12 protein-coding genes and 1 pseudogene are annotated in these 16,595 nt (G+C 67.8%); 7 read left to right on the plus strand and 6 right to left on the minus strand.

Features of this window, described 5'->3' with window-relative positions:
* The first annotated feature begins 58 nt into the window (after positions 1-58).
* The 5 genes and pseudogenes from B6N23_RS13850 to B6N23_RS13870 all read left to right on the plus strand — a co-directional run bounded on the left by B6N23_RS13850 (position 59) and on the right by B6N23_RS13870 (position 6,953).
* Positions 59-1,477 (plus strand): aminotransferase, encoded by a 1,419-nt coding sequence (locus B6N23_RS13850; protein WP_305499938.1) that lies wholly within the window; start codon positions 59-61, stop codon positions 1,475-1,477.
* Positions 1,478-1,699: 222 nt separating this feature from the next.
* Positions 1,700-3,265 carry an NfeD family protein gene (locus tag B6N23_RS13855; protein ID WP_305499941.1) on the plus strand — a complete coding sequence of 522 codons (1,566 nt, stop codon included), beginning with the start codon at positions 1,700-1,702 and terminating at the stop codon, positions 3,263-3,265.
* Positions 3,266-3,329: 64 nt separating this feature from the next.
* A complete protein-coding gene (locus B6N23_RS13860) occupies positions 3,330-4,136 on the plus strand; it encodes a slipin family protein (RefSeq protein WP_305499943.1) in 807 nt (268 codons plus the stop codon).
* Between the two features lie 450 nt (positions 4,137-4,586).
* The gene (locus B6N23_RS13865) at positions 4,587-6,083 is read left to right on the plus strand and encodes a SulP family inorganic anion transporter (RefSeq protein ID WP_305499945.1); all 1,497 of its coding nucleotides are present in this window, start codon (positions 4,587-4,589) and stop codon (positions 6,081-6,083) included.
* Positions 6,084-6,097: 14 nt separating this feature from the next.
* Positions 6,098-6,953 (plus strand): annotated as a pseudogene (locus B6N23_RS13870) (universal stress protein).
* A gap of 85 nt (positions 6,954-7,038) precedes the next feature.
* Here B6N23_RS13870 and B6N23_RS13875 read toward each other — a convergent pair.
* From B6N23_RS13875 to B6N23_RS13900, 6 genes are all read right to left on the minus strand, one after another.
* Entirely contained in the window at positions 7,039-8,088 is a 1,050-nt protein-coding gene (locus B6N23_RS13875; RefSeq protein WP_305499947.1) for a substrate-binding domain-containing protein, read from the minus strand.
* Positions 8,089-8,204: 116 nt separating this feature from the next.
* Positions 8,205-9,311, minus strand: a complete 1,107-nt coding sequence (locus B6N23_RS13880) for an ABC transporter ATP-binding protein (RefSeq protein WP_305499949.1) — start codon at positions 9,309-9,311, stop codon at positions 8,205-8,207.
* 96 nt (positions 9,312-9,407) lie between these two features.
* The gene (locus B6N23_RS13885) at positions 9,408-11,027 is read right to left on the minus strand and encodes an alpha-glucosidase family protein (protein ID WP_305499952.1); all 1,620 of its coding nucleotides are present in this window, start codon (positions 11,025-11,027) and stop codon (positions 9,408-9,410) included.
* A 33-nt stretch (positions 11,028-11,060) separates the two neighbouring features.
* Positions 11,061-11,903, minus strand: coding sequence for a carbohydrate ABC transporter permease (locus B6N23_RS13890; protein WP_119021845.1), 843 nt, complete (start codon positions 11,901-11,903; stop codon positions 11,061-11,063).
* Positions 11,900-12,880: a carbohydrate ABC transporter permease gene (locus B6N23_RS13895; protein WP_305499955.1), complete on the minus strand. Its 981-nt coding sequence runs from the start codon at positions 12,878-12,880 to the stop codon at positions 11,900-11,902. The genes B6N23_RS13890 and B6N23_RS13895 overlap by 4 nt, the downstream gene beginning before the upstream one ends.
* Before the next feature lie 15 nt (positions 12,881-12,895).
* On the minus strand, positions 12,896-14,167 hold the full coding sequence (locus B6N23_RS13900) for an ABC transporter substrate-binding protein (protein ID WP_302139309.1): 1,272 nt from the start codon (positions 14,165-14,167) through the stop codon (positions 12,896-12,898).
* Positions 14,168-14,543: 376 nt separating this feature from the next.
* Between B6N23_RS13900 and B6N23_RS13905 the strand changes: the two genes are divergently transcribed.
* Positions 14,544-16,040: a carbohydrate porin gene (locus tag B6N23_RS13905; protein ID WP_305499958.1), complete on the plus strand. Its 1,497-nt coding sequence runs from the start codon at positions 14,544-14,546 to the stop codon at positions 16,038-16,040.
* Positions 16,041-16,218: 178 nt separating this feature from the next.
* Positions 16,219-16,593, plus strand: coding sequence for a RidA family protein (locus B6N23_RS13910; RefSeq protein WP_119021841.1), 375 nt, complete (start codon positions 16,219-16,221; stop codon positions 16,591-16,593).
* Positions 16,594-16,595 lie beyond the last annotated feature (2 nt).

The following is a 16,595-nucleotide window of genomic DNA, read 5'->3' on the forward strand; positions in this document are numbered from 1 at the left end:
TAGATGACCATCCTCCCCGGCGGGACGCCGGGGAGCCTGATATGACTAGAGGAAAGCCATGAGCCAGCAGCACCAGGACCTGATCGATCGCGACCGCAAGGTGACCTTCCACGCCTCCACCCACCTGCGCGATTTCGCCCAGGGCGATGCGCCGGGCCGCGTGATCACCGGCGGCAAGGGCATCCATATCCGCGACAAGGATGGCCGCGAGTTCATCGATGCCTTCGCCGGCCTCTACTGCGTCAACATCGGCTATGGCCGCACCGAGGTGGCCGAGGCGATCTATCAGCAGGCCCTGGAGCTCTCCTACTACCACACCTACGTAGGCCACTCCAACGAGCCGCAGATCGCTCTTTCCGAGAAGATCATCGCGCTCGCCGGCCCCGGCATGTCCAAGGTCTATTACGGCCTCGGCGGCTCTGATGCCAACGAGACCCAGCTCAAGATCGTGCGCTACTACAACAACGTGCTGGGTCGCCCGCTGAAAAAAAAGGTGATCTCGCGCATGCGCGGCTACCACGGCTCGGGCCTGGCCACCGGCTCGCTGACTGGCCTCAAGGCGTTCCACGACCAGTTCGACCTGCCCTTAGAGGGCATCCTGCACACCGAGGCGCCCTACTACTACCACCGTGCCGCCGAGCAGCAGGGCATGACCGAGCGCGAGTTCTCCACCTACTGCGCGCAGAAGCTCGAGGCGATGATCCTGGCCGAAGGGCCCGAGACCGTGGCCGCCTTCATCGGCGAGCCGGTGCTCGGCACCGGCGGCATCGTGCCGCCTCCCGAGGGCTATTGGGAGGCGATCCAGGCGGTGCTGGTCAAGTACGACGTGCTGCTGATCGCCGACGAGGTGGTATGCGGCTTCGGGCGTATCGGCGCCGACTTCGGCAGCCACTTCTACGGCATCAAGCCCGACCTGATCACCGTCGCCAAGGGCCTGACCAGCGCCTACCAGCCGCTCTCCGGCGTCATCGTCGGCGACCGCGTCTGGGCGGTGCTGGAGCAGGGCACCGGCCAGTACGGCCCCATCGGCCACGGCTGGACCTACTCGGGCCACGCCCTGGGCTGTGCCGCCGCACTGGCCAACCTGGCGATCATCGAGCGCGAGGATCTGACCGGGAACGCCCGTGATACCGGCGCCTACCTGCAGCAGGCCATGGCCACCGCCTTCGGCGACCACCCGATCGTCGGCAACGTGCGCGGCGTGGGCATGCTGGCGGCGCTGGAGTTCTCCGTGGACCCCGAGCAGCGCAAGCACTTCGACCCGGCCCTCAAGGTGGGCCCGCGCATCGCCGCCGCGGCCCTGGAGGAGAACCTGATCGCCCGCGCCATGCCCCAGGGCGATATCCTGGGCTTCGCGCCGCCGCTGGTCACCACCCGCGACGAGGTGGACGAGATCGTCGCCCGCGCCCGCCGCGCCGTGGACCGCGTCACCGACGAGCTGGTGCGCGAGGGTGCCGTCCAAGCCGTGCGTGCCTGATCAGCAAACGACAGTCATCGCAAACAACAGTCATCGCAAACTACAGTCATCGCAAACTACAGCCATCAATGAGAGCGCCGCGGGGGGGCCCCGCGGCGCTTTCGTTTTCATGCAGCACGGCCCGGGCTGCTACGCTGATATCAGTGTCAACTTAATCCATTCTGAACCAAGCACCGTGCCGGTACTCACATTCACTGTATGGGTCGCGCAGGAAGGATCACCATGAGCCGAGTTCATGCCGCCCTGGTCGGGCGACGCCTCCTCTTCTTCAGCTTCCTGTGCCTGGCGTTGGGCATTGCGCTGGCCGTCTTCCAGTCGGTGGTCCAGGCCCAGCAGAGCGAGCGCACGGCGCTGGTGATGACCGTCGAAGGGGCCATCGGCCCCGCCACCAGCGATTACTTCCAGCGTGGCCTGCGCCGGGCCGCCGAGGGCAATGCCGAGATCGTGGTGGTGCAGATGGACACCCCCGGCGGCCTCGACGCCTCCATGCGCGACATGATCCGCGCCATGCTCACCTCGCCGGTGCCGGTGGCCATCTATGTATCGCCGAGCGGCGCCCGGGCGGCCAGCGCCGGTACCTACCTGCTCTACGGCAGCCACGTGGCGGCCATGGCGCCCTCCACCCACCTGGGCTCGGCCACGCCGGTGCAGATGGGCGGCGGATTCCCGGGGATCGGCGGCGACGATGACGATGACGACGAGCGCAGCGGCACCCGGGGTGGGGCGCGTGCCGAGGAGCCCGAGCAGGAGACCGAGGCGAACGGCGAGGCAGAGGCCGCGTCGGGCGACAGCGACGTGGCCGGCGACGAGACCGCCGAGGGGGATGCCGTGCCCGATGCGGCGGCCACCGACGAGGAGGCCGAGGAGCGCAGCCGCGCCGCCGATGGCCCGCGCCGCGGCGAGACCGCCATGGAGCGCAAGGTGCTCGAGGACGCCGTCTACTACATCCGCGGCCTGGCCGAGCGCCACGGCCGCAACACCGACTGGGCCGAGGAGGCGGTACGCGAGGCGGTCAACCTCACCTCCCGGGAGGCGCTGGAGAAGAATGTCATCGACGTGGTGGCCAGCGACATCGAGGACCTGCTCGCGCAGATCGACGGTCGCACGGTGGTGATGGAGCGTGGCGAACTGACCCTTGCGACCGCGGAGCTCGTCATCGAGCGCTTCGATCCCGACTGGCGCACCCAGCTGCTCTCGGTGATCACCAACCCCAACGTCGCCTACTTCCTGATGATCATCGGCTTCTACGGGCTGATCTTCGAGCTCTCCAATCCGGGCAGCCTGGTGCCGGGCACCATCGGCATCATCTGCCTGCTGCTGGCGCTCTTTGCCTTCCAGGTGCTGCCGGTCAACTACGCCGGCCTGGCGCTGATCCTGGTCGGCCTGGCGCTGATGGTGGGCGAGGCGCTGATGCCCAGCTTCGGCATATTGGGAATGGGCGGCATCGTCGCCTTCGTGATCGGATCGGTGATTCTGATGGACGCAGACAACCTGAGTATCTCGCTGCCGATGATCGGTGGCATCGCCCTGCTGGCCGCGGTCCTGATGCTGTGGGTGATGACCCGCTTCGTCAGCCTGCGCCGGCGCCCGGCCAAGGGCGGGCAGGAGGAGCTTGTCGGCAGCGAGGCCCGGGTCCTCGAGGACTTCGAGGGCAGCGGCCACGTGCGCCTGATGGGCGAGCGCTGGAACGCCCGCAGCGACCAGCCGCTGGTCAAGGGCCAGAGGGTGCGGGTGGCGGGCATCGATGGCCTGACCGTCGAGGTCGAACCCCTGGATGAGCATCACTGAGGCGTCGCGTTCGACGCGTCACGCTTGCACGCTGAACGTTCCACGCAAACCATGGAGAAAGAGCATGTTGATTCCCTATCTCGTACCGGTCGTGCTGCTGTTCATGCTGATCGCGGCCTCGATTCGCATCCTTCCGGAGTACAAGCGCGGTGTGATCTTCTTCCTCGGTCGCTTCCAGGGGGTCAAGGGCCCTGGCCTGATCATCGTGATTCCCGGCATCCAGAAGATGGAGGTGGTCGACCTGAGGGTGATCACCATGGACGTGCCGGAGCAGGACGTGATCTCTCAGGACAACGTCACCGTGAAGGTCAACGCGGTGATCTACTTCCGGGTGGTCGACCCGGAGAAGGCGATCATCCAGGTGGAGAACTTCACCATGGCCACCAGCCAGCTGGCCCAGACCACTCTGCGTTCGGTGCTCGGCAAGCATGATCTCGACGAGATGCTCTCCGAGCGCGACAAGCTCAATGCCGACATCCAGGAAATCATCGATGCCCAGACCGAGGGATGGGGAATCAAGGTGGTCAACGTCGAGATCAAGCATGTCGATCTCAACGAGACCATGATCCGTGCCATTGCCCGCCAGGCCGAGGCCGAACGCGAGCGTCGCGCCAAGGTGATCCATGCCGAAGGCGAGCTGCAGGCCTCGCGCAAGCTGGTCGAGGCGGCCAACGTCATGGCCGAGAACTCGGCGGCGTTGCAACTGCGCTATCTGCAGACCATGAGCGACATGAGCAACAAGAACGCCTCGACCATCGTCTTCCCGCTGCCCATGGACATCATGAAGGCCTTCAAGCATATGAAGGCTTCGCCGGCGGCCCAGGCGCGCAGCGCCGGACAGTCGTCCAACGGCAGTCACGACCCCTCCTGATCCCGCCATTACGACCACCCGGTCGTGGCGGCCCTGCCCCGGGTGCAGGGCCGCGGCGTTACTGCTAGAATTCGCGGCTCGATTTCCTGGCGACCCTGACCCCGGCTCATGCCGTGGCTCGGAGCCGTGACGGAGACCCGGGCGCCCCGCAAGCGCTCCTCCAAGACCAGAGACCGCACCCCGTGATGACTCCCCCGGCAGGGCTGGCGACTCCGCCCTAGCGTACACCCCCCCTTCCCCGGCGGCGTCTCGTCATCGAGACGTCACCGCATGGCGCCACGCTGTGGCTGCCAGGGCGCACCTGCGTCCACCCCTGACGACAACTCTCCCTAGCGATAACGCCCAACGCCGCGATACGCGCTGCATTCCGAAGGATGCGGCCCATGGCCCTGCGCTGTCCGTGGCGCCAGCGCTGCCCGGCATGACCCCCACCCCTGACTGGAACAGAGCATGTTCGAATCGATAAGACAGACCTGGTTCTCCAACGTGAAGGGAGACACCCTCGCCGGTATCGTGGTGGCCCTCGCCCTGATACCCGAGGCGATCGCCTTCTCCATCATTGCCGGCGTGGACCCCAAGGTGGGCCTCTACGCCTCATTCTGCATCGCGGTGATCATCGCCTTCACCGGCGGCCGGCCGGGCATGATCTCGGCGGCCACCGGCGCCATGGCGCTCTTGATGGTCACCCTGGTGCGCGACCACGGCCTCGAGTACCTGCTCGCTGCCACCCTGCTCACCGGGGTGCTGCAGATCGTCGCCGGCTATCTCAGGCTTGCCGAGCTGATGCGCTTCGTCTCGCGCTCGGTGGTGACGGGCTTCGTCAACGCCCTGGCGATCCTGATCTTCATGGCCCAGCTGCCGGAGCTGACGGGGGTGACCTGGCACGTCTATGCCATGACCGCGGCGGGGCTCGGCATCATCTACGGCTTCCCCTACCTGCCGAGGATCGGCAGGTCGATCCCCTCGCCGCTGGTCTGCATCGTGGTGCTCACCGCGGTCTATCTGTTCTCCGGCATGGAGATCCGCACCGTGGGCGACATGGGCGAGCTGCCCGACTCCCTGCCGGTCTTCCTGTGGCCGGACGTGCCGCTCAACCTCGAGACCCTGTGGATCATCCTGCCCTATGCGCTGATGCTCACCGTGGTGGGCCTGCTGGAGTCGATGATGACCGCCACCATCGTCGACGACCTCACCGATACGCCGAGCGACAAGAACCGCGAGTGCAAGGGCCAGGGTATCGCCAATATCGGCGCCGGCCTGATGGGCGGCATGGCGGGCTGCGCCATGATCGGCCAGTCGGTGATCAACGTGAAGTCCGGCGGCCGCGGGCGCCTCTCCACCCTGGTGGCCGGGGTGCTGCTGCTCATCCTGGTGGTCTTCCTCTCCGACTGGGTCTCGCTGATTCCCATGGCGGCGCTGGTCGCCGTGATGATCATGGTCTCCATCGGCACCTTCAGCTGGGCCTCGGCCTCGATCCGCGATCTCAGGCAGCACCCCATGAGCACCAACGTCGTCATGCTGGCCACCGTGGCGGTCACCGTGGCCACCCACAACCTGGCCATCGGCGTCTTCGTCGGCGTGCTGATCGCCGCCATGAACTTCGCCAACAAGGTGGGCAACATCCTCTACATCGGCTCCGAGGAGGCCGACGAGGGCAGCCGTCGCCGCTACCGGGTGGTGGGCCAGGTGTTCTTCGCCTCCTCCGAGCGTTTCGGCAACGCCTTCGACTTCAAGGAGAGCGTGGAGAAGGTCACCATCGACCTCTCCCGGGCTCACTTCTGGGACATCACCGCCGTGCAGGCCCTGGACCGGGTGGTGATCAAGTTCCGCCGCGAGGGCACCGAGGTGGCGCTGGTGGGCCTCAACGAGGCGACGGCCACCATCGTGGATCGCTATGCTGTGCACAATGATCCTGCCGCCGTCGACAAGCTGATGGGCGGCCACTGAGGAGCACGATGACCATGACAGATCAGGTGATGGCCGCCATCGACGGCTCGAAGTACTCGCAAGGGGTCTGCGACGCGGCGGCCTGGGCCAGCCTCGCCCTGGGCGCACCGTTGACCTTCCTGCACGTGGTGGACAACCACCCTCAGATCGCCGAGGCGGATCTCTCCGGCCATATCGGCCTGGGCGCCCGGGAGCATCTGCTCGAGGAGCTCGCCCACCTCGACGAGCAGCGCGCCAAGGTGGCCCAGGAGCAGGGCCGGCTGATGCTCAAGGCCGCCAGGGAGCGGGCCATCGAGGATGGCGTCACCGAACCGGGCACCCGCCAGCGCAACGGCACCCTGGTGGAGACCCTCGAGGAGCTGCAGGAGGAGATCCGTCTGCTGGTGATGGGCAAGCGGGGCGAGTCCGCCCACCAGGACAGCAGCCATCTGGGTTCCAACCTGGAGCGGGTGGTGCGCACCCTGCACCGGCCGATCCTGATGGTGCCGGACACCTTCAAGGCCCCCGAGGCGGTGATGCTCGCCTTCGACGGCAGCAAGACCACCCGCAAGGGGGTGGAGATGCTGGCGAAGAGCCCCCTGTTCGCAGGCATTCGGTGTGCATGTGGTGATCATCGGCGCCGAGACCGGCGACAACCGCTCCCAGCTCGACTGGGCGCTCAAGACCCTGCGCGATGCCGGCATTGATGCCGAGGGCGCCATCCGCGCCGGCGAGGTGGAGGCGACCCTGCGCGCCTACAAGGAGGAGAAGGGCATCGACCTGCTGGTGATGGGGGCCTACGGCCACTCGCGCATCCGCCACCTGCTGGTGGGCAGTACTACCACGGGCATGCTGCGCAAGGCTTCGGTGCCGGTGCTGCTGCTGCGCTGAGCGCTGAGCGCTGAGCGCCGAGGCCGACCGGCCCACGACGCCCCGGGCTCCCGAGTGAATCACGGGAGCCCGGGGCGTCATGCTGTCAGGGGCAGCTGTCGCCGACCATCAGCTCGGTGGCCAGCAGGCTCGAGGCGGGCGGGGTCAGGCCGAGGATCATGCGGGCCGCCATGCGCCCCTTCTCGGTGCTGTCCTGGCGCACCGTGGTGAGCCGCGGCGCTCGGTACTGCCCCTCGGCGATGCCGTCGAAGCCGGTGATGCGCAGGTCCTCGGGGACGCGCAGGCCGCGCTGCTCGGCCAGGGTCAGGGCGGTCAGCGCGATGCGGTCGGACATGCACAGCAGCAGGTCGGGACGCTCGTCGCCAGGCAGGTCGAGGATCGGCTCGAGGACCGGGGCGCACACCTCGAAGGTGTTCTCCTCGATGTTCCACATCGGCACGCCGGCCGGGTCGATGCCGCGCTCCGCCAGGGCGCGGTAGAAGCCGGTCAGGCGGGAGCGGGTGATGGTCTGCTCGGCGCCCAGCAGCCGATGTGACGCGGTGATGGGGCCGTTGCAGGGCTCGGCGGTCAGGCGCAGGTTGACGATCGCCGGCCGCCGTGGCGGCATCCTCAGGGCGTGCCGGGCGATGGCCTGGCACGCCACCTCGTTGTCCACATGGATCGCGGGGCGCCCCTCGATGTCGAAGTCCACCGCCACCAGGGCCGCCTGGCTCGGCAGGCTCTCCAGCAGCGAGGGCGAGGGCATCAGGCCGTAGACGATGAAGCCGTCGGCCATGCTGGCGGAGCCCGGGAACTGGGCCTGGGTCTGCCGCGAAGAGAGCAGCAGCAGGGTGTGGCCCTGGGTGTCGAGCACCTCGGCCACCCCCGAGAGGAACTCGCTGGCCACGGCATCGTTCAGGCTGTAGGTGAGGCTCTCGGCGAGGATCACCGCGATGATTCGCGAGCGCCCGGTGCGCAGGCTGCGCGCCATGGCGTCCGGCCCTCGGTAGCCCAGGCGGCGCGCCTCGCCGAGGATGCGCTCGCGCAGGGCGGGCGAGAGCTGGTCCGGGCGGTTGAAGGCGTTGGAGACGGTGGCCGTGGAGACACCGAGCTCCCGTGCCAGATCCTTCAGCGTGATACGACGGGGGGTAGACACAAGCGCGATTCCTTCGCCATCTGGATCGATTCAGTCAGCTCGCTATCCTAGTGGTCCGCGCGGCATTTGGCCACTGCCGGGCGACGCGGCCCCGACGACGGGGCGCGCCGCGAGCCTCAGGCCGCCGCCCGGGCTGTGGCGGCCGACAGGGCCCTGCCCTGCCCATCGAACAGGTGCACATGCTGCGGGTCCGGCGCGAGGGCTACCCGCTGTCCCTCCTGCCAGCGGCTGGGCGCCTCGCTGCGGTGGATCAGCAGGGGGCCACCGTCACGGGCGTCCAGATAGACGTAGACCTCGTTGCCGAGGTACTCCACGTTGACGATCTCGAAGGCGTTGTCGCCGCTGGCCTCGGCCAGGCGCAGGTGCTCGGGGCGCACGCCCAGGGAAAGGGCCGTGCCGGCGGCGTGCTCACCGGCCTGCTGAGGCAGCGCCAGGTCGCCGACGCCCTCGACCGAGACCCGACAGCCCGCCTCGGCGTGACCGGCCAGGCTCGCCGGCAGGAAGTTCATGGTTGGCGAGCCGATGAAGCCCGCCACGAACTTCGTTGCCGGCCGCTGGTAGAGCTCATGGGGGCTGCCCACCTGCTCCACGCGTCCGCCGTTGAGCACCACGATCTTGTCGGCCAGGGTCATGGCCTCCACCTGGTCGTGGGTGACATAGATCATGGTGGAGCCCAGGCGGTTGTGAAGGCGGGCGATCTCGTTGCGCATCTGTACGCGCAGCGAGGCGTCCAGGTTGGAGAGCGGCTCGTCGAAGAGCAGGATGCGCGGCTCACGGGCCATGGCGCGACCCATGGCCACGCGCTGGCGCTGGCCGCCGGAGAGCGCCTTGGGCTTGCGCTCGAGCAGCTCCTCGAGCTGCAGGATGCGGGCGGTGGCCATGACCCGCTCGTGGATCGTCTCCCTGGCGGTCTTGGCCAGCTTGAGGCCGAAGGCCATGTTCTCGTAGACCGTCATGTGCGGGTAGAGGGCGTAGGACTGGAAGACCATGCCCACGCCGCGCTCCCGGGGCGGCAGCTCGTTGACCACGGTCTCGCCGATGCTCAGCTCGCCGTCGCTGATCGACTCCAGCCCCGCGATCAGCCGCAGCAGGGTGGACTTGCCGCAGCCCGAGGGGCCGACGAAGACCACGAATTCGCCATCGCCGATGTCGAGATCCACATCCTTGATGATATGGGTGCTGCCGAAGACCTTGTTGACCTTGTCGAGGGTGACGCTTGCCATGGGGTGTCTCCTTGCCGGCCCGGCGGCTCGCGCCGCGGGCCGGCCTGTTGTTATGCGTGCTGTTCGTTATCGATGCTGTGATGACATCAGTGTGGCTCAGAGCCTGAACCAGGCGGCCTGGTAGGGCGGCAGATGAAGGGTCTCGTCGTCGCGCTCGTGGCGGAAGTCGTGCCCCTCGAGGGCCTCGGTGACCGGCAGCGGCAGGCGGGCCTCACGGGCCTGGCCGGTGAGGTTGAAGAGGCAGAGGAGCCGCTCCTCGCCCGTCGCGCGCACGAACCCGAGCAGCTCGTCGCCGACCTCGACGAGCTCGAGGTCACCATCGACCAGGGCCGGATGCGCGGCGCGGAAGGCCAGCAGGCGGCGGGTGGCGCTGAGCACCGAGCTGCTGTCGTCCTCCTGGCGGGCCACCGCGAGGGGCAGGTGGCGCGCCTCCATGGGCAGCCATGGTTCGACGCCCGGGGCGGTGAAGCCACCGCTCTCGGCATCGCTCCAGGGCATCGGGGTCCGGCAGCCGTCGCGGCCCTTGAACTCCGGCCACAGCACCTTGCCGTAGGGGTCCTGGATGCGCTCGAAGGGCACCTCGGCCTCGGGCAGGCCCAGCTCCTCGCCCTGGTAGAGGCAGACGCTGCCGCGCAGCGAGAAGAGCATGGCCAGCATCACCGCGGGATAGGCCACCGGGTCCTCCCCGGCGCCCCAGCGACTGGCGCTGCGCTCCACGTCATGGTTGGAGATCGCCCAGCAGGGCCAGGCATCGCCGGCCAGGCGCTGGAAGCGCTCGAGCACCTCGCGGAGATAGGCCGCCGAATGGGGCTTGTTGAGCAGGTCGAAAGTGTAGGCCATGTGCAGCTTGTCGCCGCCGGCGGTGTACTCGGCCATGCGCTCGAGCGGGTTGTCGTCGCCGATCTCGCCCACCGTGGTGGTGCCGGGGTACTCGTCCATCAGCGCGCGCAGCTCGCGCAGGAAGTCGAGGTTCTCCGGGCGGCTCAGGTCGAAGACGTGGCGCTGCCAGGTGTAGGGGTTGGCCTCCGGGGCGCCCAGGGTCTTGGCCTCGCCCGCCGGCACCGGCGGGTTGTCGCGAAGCGCCTGGTCGTGGAAGTAGAAGTTGACGGTGTCCAGGCGGAAGCCGTCGACCCCGAGTTCCAGCCAGAAGCGCATGTTATCGAGCTGGGCGGCCCGCACCTCCGGGTGGTGGAAGTTGAGGTCCGGCTGGCTGGTCAGGAAGTTGTGCAGGTAGTACTGGCGCCGGCGCGGGTCGAAGGTCCAGGCCGCGCCGCCGAAGATCGACAGCCAGTTGTTGGGCGGGGTGCCGTCGGGCCTGGGATCGGCCCAGACGTACCAGTCCGCCCGGGAATTGGTGCGGTCGACGCGGCTCTCCTGGAACCAGGGATGCTGGTCGGAGGTGTGGCTGATCACCTGGTCGATCATCACCTTGAGGCCCAGCGCGTGCGCCCTGGCCAGCAGCGTCTTGAAGTCCTCCAGGGTGCCGAACATCGGGTCCACGTCGCGGTAGTCGCTGACGTCGTAGCCGAAGTCGAGCATCGGCGAGGTGAAGAAGGGCGACAGCCAGATGCCGTCGACGCCCAGGCTTGCCACGTAGTCGAGCTTCTCGGTGATGCCCGCCAGGTCGCCGATGCCGTCGCCGTTGGCGTCCATGAAGCTGCGCGGGTAGATCTGGTAGATGACGCCGCCGCGCCACCAGGTAGTCGTGTCTTGCATGCAGGAATCCCAGGTCGAGAATGAGTGAAGAGGTCAGCCCTTGACCGCGCCGGCGGTCAGGCCGGAGACGATGCGGCGCTGGAAGATGATCACCAGGATCACCAGGGGCACGGTGACCACCACCGAGGCGGCCATGATCGGGCCCCAGGGCAGTTCAAAGGCGCTGCCGCCGGAGAGCAGGGCGATGGCCACCGGCACGGTGCGCTGGCTGTCGGTGAGGGTGAAGGTCAGGGCGAAGAGGAACTCGTTCCAGGCGGCGATGAAGGCCAGCAGCCCGGTGGTCGCCATGGCCGGCCACATCAGTGGCAGGAACACCTTGGTGATGGTCACCCAGGGGGTGGCGCCGTCCATGATGGCGGCCTCCTCGAGCTCCATGGGCAGCTGGCGCATGAAGGTGGTCAGCACCCAGACGGTGAAGGGCAGGGTGAAGATGGTGTAGCTCAGGATCAGCCCGCCCGGGTTGTTGTAGAGATTGAGCGCCCGGATCACCTCGAAGAGCCCCGAGAGCACCGCCACCTGGGGGAACATCGACACGCCGAGGATCACCAGCAGCACCGTGGAGCGGCCGCGAAAGCGCACCCGGCCCAGGGCGTAGGAGGCGGTGAGGCCGAGCAGCAGGGCGATGAAGACCACGCTGGTGGCGACCAGGAGGGAGTTGAAGATCGCCTGGAGGAAGCTTCGCTGGGTGAACACCTGAACATAGTTGGCCAGGCTCCAGGTGCTGGGCCACAGCTCGACCCGAAAGAGGTCGCTGGACGGCTTGAAGGAGGTGATCACGGCGTAATAGAAGGGGAACACCGCGATGACCACCACGAAGGCCACCAGCAGCCAGAAGCCGATGCGGGTGGCGAGTTTGTTGAACTGGCGCGAGGTCATGCGTCACCTCCCAGGTTGAGGCGCTTACGGCCCAGGTAGAGATAGGCGATGGTGGCCAGCGCGATGATCAGGAACAGCAGGGTGGAGGCGGCGCTGCCGTAGCCCACGTCCTGGAACTCGACGAGTTGCTGGCGGGCGTAGATCGACATCGACATGGTGCTGGTGGAGTTGGAGGTCAGCACATAGATGACGTCGAAGACTCGCAGGGCGTCGAGCAGGCGGAAGATCACCGCCACCATCAGCGCCGGGGTGATCAGCGGCAGGGTCACCCTGAAGAACACCCGGACCGGGTGGATGCCGTCTACCTCGGCGGCCTCATAGCAGTCCTTGGGCAGCATCTGCATGGCGGCCAGCGCCAGCAGGGCGACGAAGGGCGTGGTCTTCCAGACGTCCACCATGATCACCGCCCACATGGAGTAGCTGGCGTCCGCCGTCCAGGCGATGGGGTCGGCGATGATGCGCAGCGCCATCAACAGCTCATTGATGATCCCGAACTGGTCGTTGAGCATCCAGGCCCACATCTGCGCCGAGACGATGGTGGGAATCGCCCAGGGGATCAGCACCGCCGCGCGCACGAAGGTGCGCCCCTTGAACTGGGCGTTGAGGATCAGCGCCACGATCACCCCGAACACCACCTCCAGCGAGACCGAGACGATGGCGAAGAAAAAGGTGTTCCACACCGCGCGCCACCAGATCGGGTCGGCGAGCACGCCGTACCACTGGCCGTCGTCGAGGACCAGGTAGTTCTCCAGGCCGACGAAGAGGACGTCGCCGAGATCGGAAAGCGAGGCGTCGGTGAAGCTGAAGTAGAAGGTGCGCGCGAGCGGCCAGCCGGCCACCAGGGCCAGGGCGACCAGCATCGGCGCGAGGAACAGCCAGGCGGCCTTGACCCGCTGGCGGCGGACCTTGGTACTGCGGTAGGCCTTGGCCGGGGGGCGCGCCACGGCGGGCGCGCAGTCGTCTAGGGTGGTGCTCATGTCGGGGCTCCCGGGTTACCAGTTGCGGCGCTTGACGCGGGACAGTTCGCGCTCCAGGTCGGCCACGGCCTGCTCGCCGCTCCGGCTGCCGGAGAGCACGTCATGGGCGGCGCTGAAGAAGGCGTTGCTGACCCGGCCATAGGCGTCGCCGGTGACCGCCGAGGGGCGCGCCACGGCGTTGACGAAGGTATCGTAGAGCTCGCCGAAGAAGGGCACCGCCTCGAGCACCTCCTCGTCCTCGTAGAGGGCCGCCAGGGTGGGGTTGTAGGCACCGGCGATGGCGCGCCGCTTCTGCTCCTCATGGCCGGTGAGGAAGGCCACCAGGTCCGCGGCGAGCTCGGGGTTCTCGCTGTAGCGGGAGACCGCCAGGTTCCAGCCGCCGAGGCCCGCCGCGCTGGTGCCATCACCGCCCGCCGGCAGCTGGGTCACCCCCACCTTGCCGCGCACCTCGCTGCCGTCGCTCTGGGAAAGCGCCCAGGCGTAGGGCCAGTTGCGCATGAACACCGCGTTGCCTCCCTGGAAGACGCCGCGTGCCTCCTCCTCGGTGTAGTTGAGGACGCCGCTCGGGGCGATCTCGCCGACCCAGCTGGCGGCCAGGTCGAGGGCCGCCGCGGCCTGCGCGTTGTTGATGCTGATCTCGCCGTCCGGCTCCACCACGCTGCCGCCGCCGTGGCTGGCCACCCACTCCAGGGCGTTGACGGTCAGCCCCTCGTAGGCGCGGCCCTGGAAGACGAAGCCGTGCATGCGCGAGTTGCCCGCCTCGCGCTCGGCGGCCTGGATCTCGCGGGCGATCTCGGTGAGCTGCTCCCAGGTCTCGGGAGGCTCGTGGCCGTGCTGCTCCAGCAGGTCCGCCCGGTAGTAGAGCACCCCGGCGTCGGTGAACCAGGGCATCGCCACCAGGCGGCCATCCACGGTGTTGTTCTCGACGATGGCCTCGAAGTGCCCCTCGCCGGCCTCATCGCCCAGCGCCTCGCGCAGGTCGAGCAGGTGGTTGGCGAGCAGGCCGGGCCAGATCACGTCGATCTGGAAGACGTCGATATCCCGGGAGTTGGCGGAGAGGATCTGCTGGTAGAGCGACAGCCGCTCGGTGGAGGAGTTGGGCGTGGAGACGATGTCGACGCGGTGGCCGGTCGCCTCCTCCCAGGCGCGCACGCCCTCCTCGCAGAGGGTCAGCTCGGCGCCGACCGCGCCGCAGGAGATGGTCAGATCCGCCGCCTGGGCCTGGCCGGTGGTGGCAAGCGTCGCGGTGCCCAGGGCGAGGGCGGTGATGAGAGGTGTCTTGAGCATGGGAGTCCTCGTCGGTTGTTATTGTCGGTTGGCGATGGTCTTAAACGATTAAGTACGTCGGCACAGTTAAGAGCATGGGCCGGGCCCCATCAACCTAGACTTTTGTCGAAGGGGCGGTGGCGTGGCCGGCAACGAGGGAGTGAGCGGCGACTTACCTTGCAAGCTAATGATTACGCCGCTCTCGCCGGCGCGGGCGGGTGTCAGGGAGCGGGCATTAGACATTGGTCGCGTTCTTGCCGGGCGACGTTGAGGAGGTCGACTTAAACGATTAAGTTTTGGTGGGCTTGCCCAGCCCGCCCTCCGGGGTGCCCCGACGGTCGGGTTACGCTGCCGGACTGAATCGTTACAGATCACAACAACAAGGGATGACATCACCATGAACGCCGTCATGTTCAAGACCCCTCTGGCCATTGGCATCGCCGTCGCCGGCCTGGCGCTGAGCGGCGCCGCCCGCGCCGATACCCATGGCATGGAGCAGCGTCTGGCCGAGCTGGAGGCGCGGATCGCCGCCGCCGAGCAGCGCGCCGCCGATGCCGAACAGCGCGCCACGCTTGCTGAGACCCGGGCCGAGAGCGGGGCCCGGCCGGATGCCGACGAGGTGGAGGAGCGCCTGGCCCGCGTCGAGCGCCAGGCCAGCGGCGAGGAGGGCTTCTCCTTCAACGCCTATGCCCGCTCCGGCCTGCTGCTGGGCGAGGATCGCAAGAGCATTCCCGGTGGGCCCTACGTGACGCCCGCCGGCCCCCTGGGTGGCGCCGTGGGGCGCCTGGGCAACGAGGGGGATACCTACGTGGAGGGCATCTTCAACTACCGGATGCGCTACGACAACGGCGCCCGGGCCCACTACCGCATGATGCTGGCCGACTCCGTCAGCACCAGCAACGACTGGACCGCCGACGAGTCGAACCTCAACGTTCGCCAGGTCTATGCGGAGTTCAGTGAGCTGCCGAGCTTCACCGGCGTCTTCGAGAATGCCTCGATCTGGGCCGGCAAGCGCTTCGACCGCGACAACTTCGACATCCACTGGATCGACAGCGACTTCGTCTTCCTGGCCGGCACCGGCGCGGGGATCTACGACATGCAGCTGGCCGACGACTGGACCTCCAACCTGTCGCTCTATGGCCGCAGCTTCAGCGGCTTCGACCTGATCGGCAGCGATGATCCGAACGCGGGCAGCACCGACAGCCTGATCCTCACCAGCAACAACTACGTCGGCAACTGGCAGTTCATGGTCAGCGGCCTCTCCGCCGCGGACAACGACGAGCGCGATATCGGGGCGGGCCAGACCGCCGCCGACAGCGGCTTCCACACTATAGTGGCCTACCACGGCGACAGCTTCTTCGGCCTTTCCGAGGGCAATTTCAAGGCGGCCCTGATCCACGGCCAGGGCCTGGGCGCGGAGGCCAAGGTGCTGGGCGCCGACGGCAATCTCACCGATGACGCCCAGGCGACCCGCCTGGGCCTCTACGGCACCACCTACCTGGCGCCGAGCTGGCGCGTGGCACCTTCGCTCCTTGCCGAGACCAGCCGGGACCGCTACGTGCAGGGCGACGAGTTCACCTGGGCGGGCCTCAACGTGCGCCTGGCCAACGAGCTGACCGAGAACTTCGAGATGCAGTACGAGGCCAGCTACCAGTACATGGACCTCGATCAGGGGGAGGGCGGCAACGCCGTGAAGGGGGACTTCGGCAAGTTTACCGTCGCGCCGACCTTCAAGCCCCAGGTGGGGGGCTTCTGGCAGCGCCCGGAGATCCGCCTGTTCGCCTCCTACACCGACTGGAGCGAGGCGCTCAACAATTATGGCGGCAGCTTCGGCGAGGAGGGCTTCACCGGGGGCCAGTGGAGCTTCGGCGTGCAGACCGAAGTCTGGTTCTGAGACCGGCGGCCTGGCCGGGCCGTCCTCGGCGGTTCCGATGCTTGCCCGCGGCTCAGGCCGCGGGTTTTTCATGCGCTGCCACGACGTATCGACTGTTGGCGAGGATCCGTTGATACTGGCGGCCTGATCGTCATCCGGCAGGCCATCTTCCTGTCGATAACCGCCAAGGGGAGTACCCATGACCATCATTCGCCACGACACCAAGGCGCGCATGAGCCGCGCCGTGATCCATAACGGCATCGCCTACCTGTGCGGCCAGGTGCCCGGCCCCGAGGCGCGCCACGGCGACATCACCGAGCAGACGAAGAGCATGCTGGCACGCGTGGATGCGCTGCTTGCCGAGATCGGCTCCGATCGGGAGAACCTGCTCACCGCCACCGTCTACCTGAAGGATGGCAACGACGTCGCCGCCATGAACGCGGTGTGGGATGCCTGGGTGCCCACCGGCCACGCCCCGGCGCGCACCTGCGTCTGCGCGCCGATGCCCGCCGACGAGCTCCGGGTGGAGATCACCGTCACCGCCGCCGTGGTCAGCGGCGAGTACAGCTACTGAGC

Source organism: Halomonas alkalicola, assembly GCF_030704205.1.
GTDB lineage: Bacteria > Pseudomonadota > Gammaproteobacteria > Pseudomonadales > Halomonadaceae > Halomonas > Halomonas alkalicola.

Excerpts from the sequence above, each read along its gene's own strand:
- B6N23_RS13865 (WP_305499945.1), top strand. The coding sequence starts at position 4,587 with ATGTTCGAATCGATAAGACAGACCTGGTTCTCCAACGTGAAGGGAGAC.
- B6N23_RS13885 (WP_305499952.1), bottom strand. The coding sequence starts at position 11,027 with ATGCAAGACACGACTACCTGGTGGCGCGGCGGCGTCATCTACCAGATC.
- B6N23_RS13890 (WP_119021845.1), bottom strand. The coding sequence starts at position 11,903 with ATGACCTCGCGCCAGTTCAACAAACTCGCCACCCGCATCGGCTTCTGG.
- B6N23_RS13900 (WP_302139309.1), bottom strand. The coding sequence starts at position 14,167 with ATGCTCAAGACACCTCTCATCACCGCCCTCGCCCTGGGCACCGCGACG.
- B6N23_RS13905 (WP_305499958.1), top strand. The coding sequence starts at position 14,544 with ATGAACGCCGTCATGTTCAAGACCCCTCTGGCCATTGGCATCGCCGTC.
- B6N23_RS13855 (WP_305499941.1), top strand. The coding sequence starts at position 1,700 with ATGAGCCGAGTTCATGCCGCCCTGGTCGGGCGACGCCTCCTCTTCTTC.
- B6N23_RS13910 (WP_119021841.1), top strand. The coding sequence starts at position 16,219 with ATGACCATCATTCGCCACGACACCAAGGCGCGCATGAGCCGCGCCGTG.
- B6N23_RS13895 (WP_305499955.1), bottom strand. The coding sequence starts at position 12,880 with ATGAGCACCACCCTAGACGACTGCGCGCCCGCCGTGGCGCGCCCCCCG.
- B6N23_RS13860 (WP_305499943.1), top strand. The coding sequence starts at position 3,330 with ATGTTGATTCCCTATCTCGTACCGGTCGTGCTGCTGTTCATGCTGATC.
- B6N23_RS13850 (WP_305499938.1), top strand. The coding sequence starts at position 59 with ATGAGCCAGCAGCACCAGGACCTGATCGATCGCGACCGCAAGGTGACC.
- B6N23_RS13880 (WP_305499949.1), bottom strand. The coding sequence starts at position 9,311 with ATGGCAAGCGTCACCCTCGACAAGGTCAACAAGGTCTTCGGCAGCACC.